Origin of the sequence: Amycolatopsis sp. NPDC051758 (assembly GCF_044453095.1) — a bacterium.
In the GTDB taxonomy this organism is placed as follows: domain Bacteria; phylum Actinomycetota; class Actinomycetes; order Mycobacteriales; family Pseudonocardiaceae; genus Amycolatopsis.
In genome coordinates, this window is record NZ_JBITCJ010000007.1 from 35,127 (window position 1) to 41,521 (window position 6,395).

4 protein-coding genes are annotated in these 6,395 nt (G+C 71.5%); 3 read left to right on the top strand and 1 reads right to left on the bottom strand.

Going from position 1 to position 6,395, the window contains the following annotated elements:
- Positions 1–62: 62 nt before the first annotated feature.
- Complete coding sequence (locus ACIA5G_RS30540) at positions 63–4,679, top strand: RHS repeat-associated core domain-containing protein (RefSeq protein WP_395929361.1); 4,617 nt, start codon at positions 63–65, stop codon at positions 4,677–4,679.
- A 242-nt stretch (positions 4,680–4,921) separates the two neighbouring features.
- Here the strand turns inward: ACIA5G_RS30540 and ACIA5G_RS30545 are convergent, their stop codons facing one another.
- Positions 4,922–5,059 carry a hypothetical protein gene (locus ACIA5G_RS30545; RefSeq protein WP_395929363.1) on the bottom strand — a complete coding sequence of 46 codons (138 nt, stop codon included), beginning with the start codon at positions 5,057–5,059 and terminating at the stop codon, positions 4,922–4,924.
- Positions 5,060–5,239: 180 nt separating this feature from the next.
- On the opposite strand from ACIA5G_RS30545, the gene ACIA5G_RS30550 reads away from it, so the two are divergent.
- A complete protein-coding gene (locus ACIA5G_RS30550; protein WP_395929365.1) occupies positions 5,240–5,644 on the top strand; it encodes an ester cyclase in 405 nt (134 codons plus the stop codon).
- Between the two features lie 42 nt (positions 5,645–5,686).
- A partial coding sequence (locus ACIA5G_RS30555) for a chloride channel protein (RefSeq protein ID WP_395929367.1) occupies positions 5,687–6,395 on the top strand: 709 nt, incomplete at its 3' end.

Below are 6,395 nucleotides of genomic sequence, written 5' to 3' on the forward strand. Positions count from 1 at the left end.
CGATCTCGGGCCGACCAAGGTGAGCCGGAGAGCGGCTTCTGCGACGAGGATGGTCCCACCACATGAGCAACCCGTTGATCGCGCCGACGCAGGATTCGACGAAGGCGTACTCGGGAATCTCCCTGCTGGAGACGGCGAACGACCTGAAGTCCGCGATCGAGAGCGGTGACTGGGCCTCGGTCGCGATGGGGGCGGTCGGCACCGCCCTCGACGCGTTGTCGATGGCCATGGACCCCTTCGGCGCGATCCTCGCCGCCGGCGTGGGCTGGCTGATCGAGCACGTCGGCCCGCTGAAGGAGGCGCTCAACGGCCTCACCGGCAACGCCGACGAGATCGCCGCCCAGTCGGAGACGTGGAAGAACATCGCGGGAGAGCTGCAGAGCGTCGGCACCGACCTCGGTGACATGGTCAAGGCCGACCTGCAGTCGTGGACCGGCCCGGCGGCCGACGCCTACCGCCAGCGCGCGTCGGACACCACGACGCTCCTGGAAACCGCGCAAAAGGGCTGTGAAGGCGCTTCCAGCGGCGTGAAAACCGCCGGTGAGGTTGTCGGTGCGGTCCGCGCGCTGGTCCGCGACATCATCGCCGAGCTGGTCGGGCACCTGATCAGCTGGGCGTTGCAGGTCGTGTTCACCCTCGGCATCGGCCTGACCTGGGTCGTTCCGCAGGTCGTCGCGGCGGTCGCCAAGACGGCGTCCAAGATCGCCGACCTCGTCACCCGGCTCGTCAAGGCCCTCAAGGCGCTCATCCCGCTGCTGAAGCGGGCCGGCTCGCTGTTCGACGACGCCGCGAAGGCGCTGAAGAACATCAAGCCCGGCAAGGTGTCCGCGCCGCCGAAGGGCCCGAAGATCGACGGCACGCCGAAGGCGCCGGAGCCCAAGCCCAAGGGTGGTGACGGCACCACCACCTCCGGCGCGGACGGCAGCCCGCCCCCGCCGAAGCACGACGGCCCGCCGCCCAAGAACGACGGCACCTCGCCCTCCGGCGCGGGCAACAACGGCGACACCCCGCCCGGCGGCCACGGCGGCTCTCCCGGCGGCAGCGGCGGCGGGTCGAACGGCTCGTCCGGGGGCAACGGCACCACCCCGTCGTCGAACAAACCGGACAACCCGCGCGACACCGCCCCCGATCCCGACAACCGCGTGTGCAAGGACGACCCGGTCGACGTCGCGAGCGGCGAGGTGATCCTCGAACAGCTCGACCTCGAGCTCGGCTCGCTGGTGCTGGCGCGCACGCACGTGTCGACCTACCGGGCGGGCCACTGGTTCGGCGTCTCCTGGTCGTCCACTGTGGACCAGCGGCTCGAGGTGGACGACGAGCACGTCTGTTACTTCTCCCCGGCCGGCACGATCCTCGTCTACCCTCGCGGTGAGGGAGAGCAGCTGCCGTTGGAGGGAGCGCGCTGGCCGCTCACCCGCGACGGCGACACGTTCACCCTCACCACCGACGACGCGGTGCTGGAGTTCTCCGGCTCCGGTCGCGTGGTGCCGTTGCGCGCCTTCGAAGGCGAGCAGCGGGTCGAGGTCTTCTACGACGACTTCGGCACCCCGACCCTGCTGCGCCGCGAGGACGGCGTCCGCGTCGCCCTGCGGACCCGGCGCGGCCGGGTGACCGAGCTCGTCGTCCTGGGTGACGGTCTGCCGGACGTCACGGCGATGCGCTTCGACTACTCCCCGAGCGGCCACCTGAGCGCGGTGACCAACTCCTCCGGGCAGGCGCAGCGGTTCGAGTACGACGAGGCCGGGCGCCTCACGGCGTGGCAGGACCGCAACGACGTCCACTACGCCTACACCTACGACGAGCTGGGCCGGTGCGTCCGCACCAGCGGCGACGGCGGTTTCCTCAGCGGCACGTTCGGCTACGCGGACCAGGTCACGCGGCACACCGACTCGCTCGGGCACGTCACCGAGTTCCACCTCAACGACGCGCGCCAGGTCGTGCGCGAGGTCGACCCGGTCGGCGGCGTCACCGTGTCCGAATGGGACCGCTACGACCGGCTGCTTTCCCGGACCGATCCGCTGGGCCGCACCACTCGCTACGGTTACGACGAAGACGGCGTCCTGTCCGAGGTGCACCGACCGGACGGATCCGTGGTGCTGGTCGAGGGGCCCGCGATCACCGTCCACAGTGGAGAAAGCAGCTGGCGCCGCCGGTACGAGGACGACGCGCCGGATCCGCGCACCACACCGGTCGGCGTCGCCACCTCGATCTCGTTGGACAGTGCGGAACCGCCCGCTCCCGAGGGGGTGGAGCCCGATCAGTTCGGGCGGCCGAGGGCAGCCGGGCCGGTCGCGCTGAGCTGGACCGTCGAAGGCCGCCGGGCCGGCCGGGTCGGGCCGCGGCAGGAGTGCGCTTTCTGGCGGTACGACGGGGAAGGCAACGAGACCGAGCACGTCGACGAGCTGGGCCGGGTCACCCGCCGCGAGTACGGCCCGTTCGACGTGCTCACGGCGCTCACCGACCCCTCGGGCGCGCGCACGGTGTACGGCTACGACACCGAGCTGCGGCTGACCTCGGTGACCAACCCGCAGGGCCGCACGTGGCACTACCGCTACGACGAGCTGGGGCGCCTGCAGGCGCAGACCGACTTCGCCGGACGCACCCGCACGTACGCCTACGACGCCGCCGGCCAGCTGGTCCGCTCGACCGACCCGGCGGGTCTGGTGACCACCTACCGCCACGACGTCGTCGGCAACCTCGTCGAGGTGCGGACGCCGGAACGCACCACCACCTACCGCTACGACCCCGTCGGCCACCTGGTGCACGCCGCGAACGGCGAGTCCACAGTGGAATTCGAATGGGACGCCCTCGGCCGCGTCGTCCGGGAATCCGTCGACGGGCGGAGCGTGACGTTCGAGTACGACGAGTCGGGTTACATCCACCGCCGCACCCCCGGCGGTGTCGAGTCCACCTGGTTCTTCGACGACCTCGACCGGCCGATCGGCCTGCTCGCGGGCGGGCAGGCGATCGTGTACCGCCACGACACCGCGTCCCGCGTGGTCGGCCGGCACGACGGCGCCGCCCAGCTCGGCCAGACCTTCGGCGGCAACGGTGAGCTCGTCACGCAGACCGTCGTCGCCGGGGGTGTCCCGGTGCAGCGGCGGTCGCTCGGCTACCAGGCGAACGGGACACTCGCGACGCTGCACGACGACGTCACCGGCACCACCGCGGTGACCCGGGACGTCGCCGGCCGGGTGGTCGGCGTCACCGCGGCGCACGGGCGTGAGGAGTACCGCTACGACCCCACCGGCACGCTGTTCCCGCCGCCGGACCTCGCGCTCACCGAGGACGGGTACGGGCGGCGGGTGAGCCAGGGCGCGCTGCGGTTCACGTGGTCCGGTGACCGGCTCACGGCCGCGGCCACACCGGACGGCACGGTCTGGAGCTACCACTACGACCCGCTCGGCCGCCGCATCGGCAAGACCCGCCAGGGCGCCGACGGCACCACCGTCACCACGATCCACACCTGGGACGGCACCACCCTGATCGAGGAGGCCGGGCCCGGCCGGGTCGTCACCTGGGACCACCTGCCCGGCACCGTGACCCCGGTCGTCCAGCGTGAGCGGGACGCCCAGGGCACGCGGCTGCGCACGTTCGTCACCGACTCCGTCGGCACACCGACCGACCTGCTCGACGAGCGAGGCGGGCTGGTGTGGACCAGCCGCCGCACCGCGCACGGCCGGGAGCTGACCGCCGCGCCGACACCGCTGCGCTTCCCGGGCCAGTACGCCGACGCCGAAACAGGCTTGCACTACAACGTCTTCCGCTACTACGACCCGGCGACGGCGCGCTACCTGAGCCAGGACCCGCTGGGTCTCGAACCGGGCCCGGACCCGTATGCCTACGTGCCCGATCCGTACGCGGAGTTCGACGCGCTGGGCCTGATGAACTGTTCCACCAGTTCGCAGTCCGCGGGCGGCGGCAACGGTGCTCCGCAGACCCCGAGGGGCGGGCACGACGCCGGAAACACGGGCGGCAGCGACGGGAAGCCCACACCGCCGCCGGTGCCGCCGAGGGACAAGAAGCCGAAGATCCCGCCGAAACTCGGGCCGAACGGCAAGCCCATCGTGCCGCCCAAGCCGAAACCGAAGCCGGACACCACAACGCCGTCGGGCAGCAAGCCGCCGCCGCCCCCGGTGCCGCCGCGGGACACCAAACCGAAGATCGACCCCAAGCCCGACACCCCGGACACCCCCGGGCCGTCGAACCCGAAGCCGGACGCGGGCGGCGCACCGGGCACCGCGGGCAACCCGGCGCCGAAGCCACCGCCGGGCAAGGACGACTTCCACCAGCCGCCCCCGGGCGCGCCGAGCAAGCTGCAGGGGGAGTACACGTTCAAGCCGGAGCCGCAGAAGATCAGCGGCAGCAACTACGGCGACGTGACCCCGATGCAGGAGCACGTCTTCCAGGGCGTGATCGACGACAAGATCGCGAAGTGGAAGCAGGACGGCCTGATGGACAAGCCGTTGGACGTCAAGGTCTACTACCCACCGGGCTCCAACCAGCTCAAGCTCGCCGGCGACGGCCACCACTCCTTCGCCGCGGCGATGGAGAGCGGCCGCCCGATCAACCTCCAGCTGTGGAAGCAGCCGGGCGGCGGGCTGGCCAACCCGCAGACCAGCTGGACGAACACGACCGCGTTGCCGGGGGTGCCCAAACCGGGGCAGTGGCAGAAGTAGCCGGCGGGCGCCGGCCGGGACGTCGAAAGCTTCGGTGATCTCGGCGCAACCGGTCGGCGCTGCGGCACTTCCTGGCTGCCGCAGCGGCACATCGGGTGATCACTGCGAGCCGGCCACGGCTTCCCCGGCGCTGGGCTCCAGCACCCGGTCGAGGCGGATCGGGAGGGAGCGCCGGCGGGTGCCCGTCGCGTGCCACACGGCGTTGGCGATCGCCGCCGCGGTGCCCGAGGTGCCGATTTCGCCTAGACCGTGTGCAGGGCCATGGAAAGCCCCAGGTCCTCGCGGAGCATGTCGAGCAGCGTCCGGCGGTGGTCCACCGGCAGGTGGTGGGTCACCTCGTTGACCCGCAGCGAAATCTCGCTGTGCGCAGGATTGGTCATCGTGTTCCTCTCGTTGCCTCGACCGGCACGCTAGAGCGGACGGAGTGGTCCGCGGGCAACTCGGCAGGATCGAGCAAGAGATCGCGAGTTCTGGTCAACCGTGTGGTCCTGCTCGCACCTCCTTGGCAGGGTCGTGCCGCGCGCCTATGTTTGACACTGCTGTCAAACATAGAGGTGGGCATGAACTCGGCCGAGATCGTCGAATCGTTCTGGCACGCGGTGTGGAACGGGCGTAATCCGGAGGCCGTCGACGAGTTCGTCGTCGAGGACTTCGTCATCACGAACGCGGGGGAGCGCATCGAAGGACGGGAGAACTTCAAGGCCTGGATCGCTGCCTTCCTGGAGCAGGTCCACGACCTCGAGCTGGAGATCGTCGAGACGTTCCAGAACCACGACGGCAGCCGCGTCGCGTCCCGGTGGAAGGTGCACGGGCGCAACAACGGCGTCCTCGGCACCGAGCCGGACGGGCAGCCGATCTCGTTCAGCGGCACGGCGGTGTGGGAAGTGCGCGAGGACGGCAAGCTGCTGCACAACCACGTCGAGCGCGCGTCGTGGGAGCTGTTCCGGCGCCTGACCTCGGCCTGAGCGGTGCGGGCGCGGACCCTGGCGTGGTCGGCGCTCGCGGGCGTGCTCGCCGCGGTGTCCGGTGTCGCTTTCGGACAGGTGCTGGCCCGGTTTTCGGTGCACGGCTTGATGATTCTGGTGACACCCGCAGTGGGCGGCTTGCTGTACGGGTCGCTGGTCACCGCGGGCGGGATCCCGTTGGTGCGCCGTGCGTTCGCAGGTGACGCACCGGTCGGCGGCCGGTCCGCGGGCGCGCATGCGCTGGCTAGCGGGCTGACCGTCGGTGCCGGCGGATCCGCCGGCACCGAGGGGCCGATCATCCACCTGGCGGCAGCCCTCGGCTCGGCGCTGGCCCGCCTCGCGGCGGTTCCCACACGGCCGGTGGCCGTCGCGGCCGTCGCGGGCGGGATCAGTGGGACGTTCGAAGCGCCGCTGACCGGGGTCGTGCTGGTGCTGGAGCTGCTGCTGGACGGGGTGACAGGGCTCGAGTTCACGGCGGCGGTGGCGGGTTCGGTCGCTGGAGCGCTTACTGCGCACGTGTTACCGGGCGCGCCGGTGCGCTTGCCCGGCACGGCAGGAACGGTCGAGTGGATCGGGATCGTGCTGGCAAGCGTGCTGGCCGCGCTGGCGGGCGTGGTTCTCGTCCGGTGCCTGGAAATCTCGCGGCAAGTGGCTGCGGGTCGGTGGCCGATCGTGGGTGGGCGGGCGACGTTCCGTCGGGCTCGGGGCCTGCGGTCCGTCGTCGGCCGGTGGGTTCGGTGGCGGGGTGCGG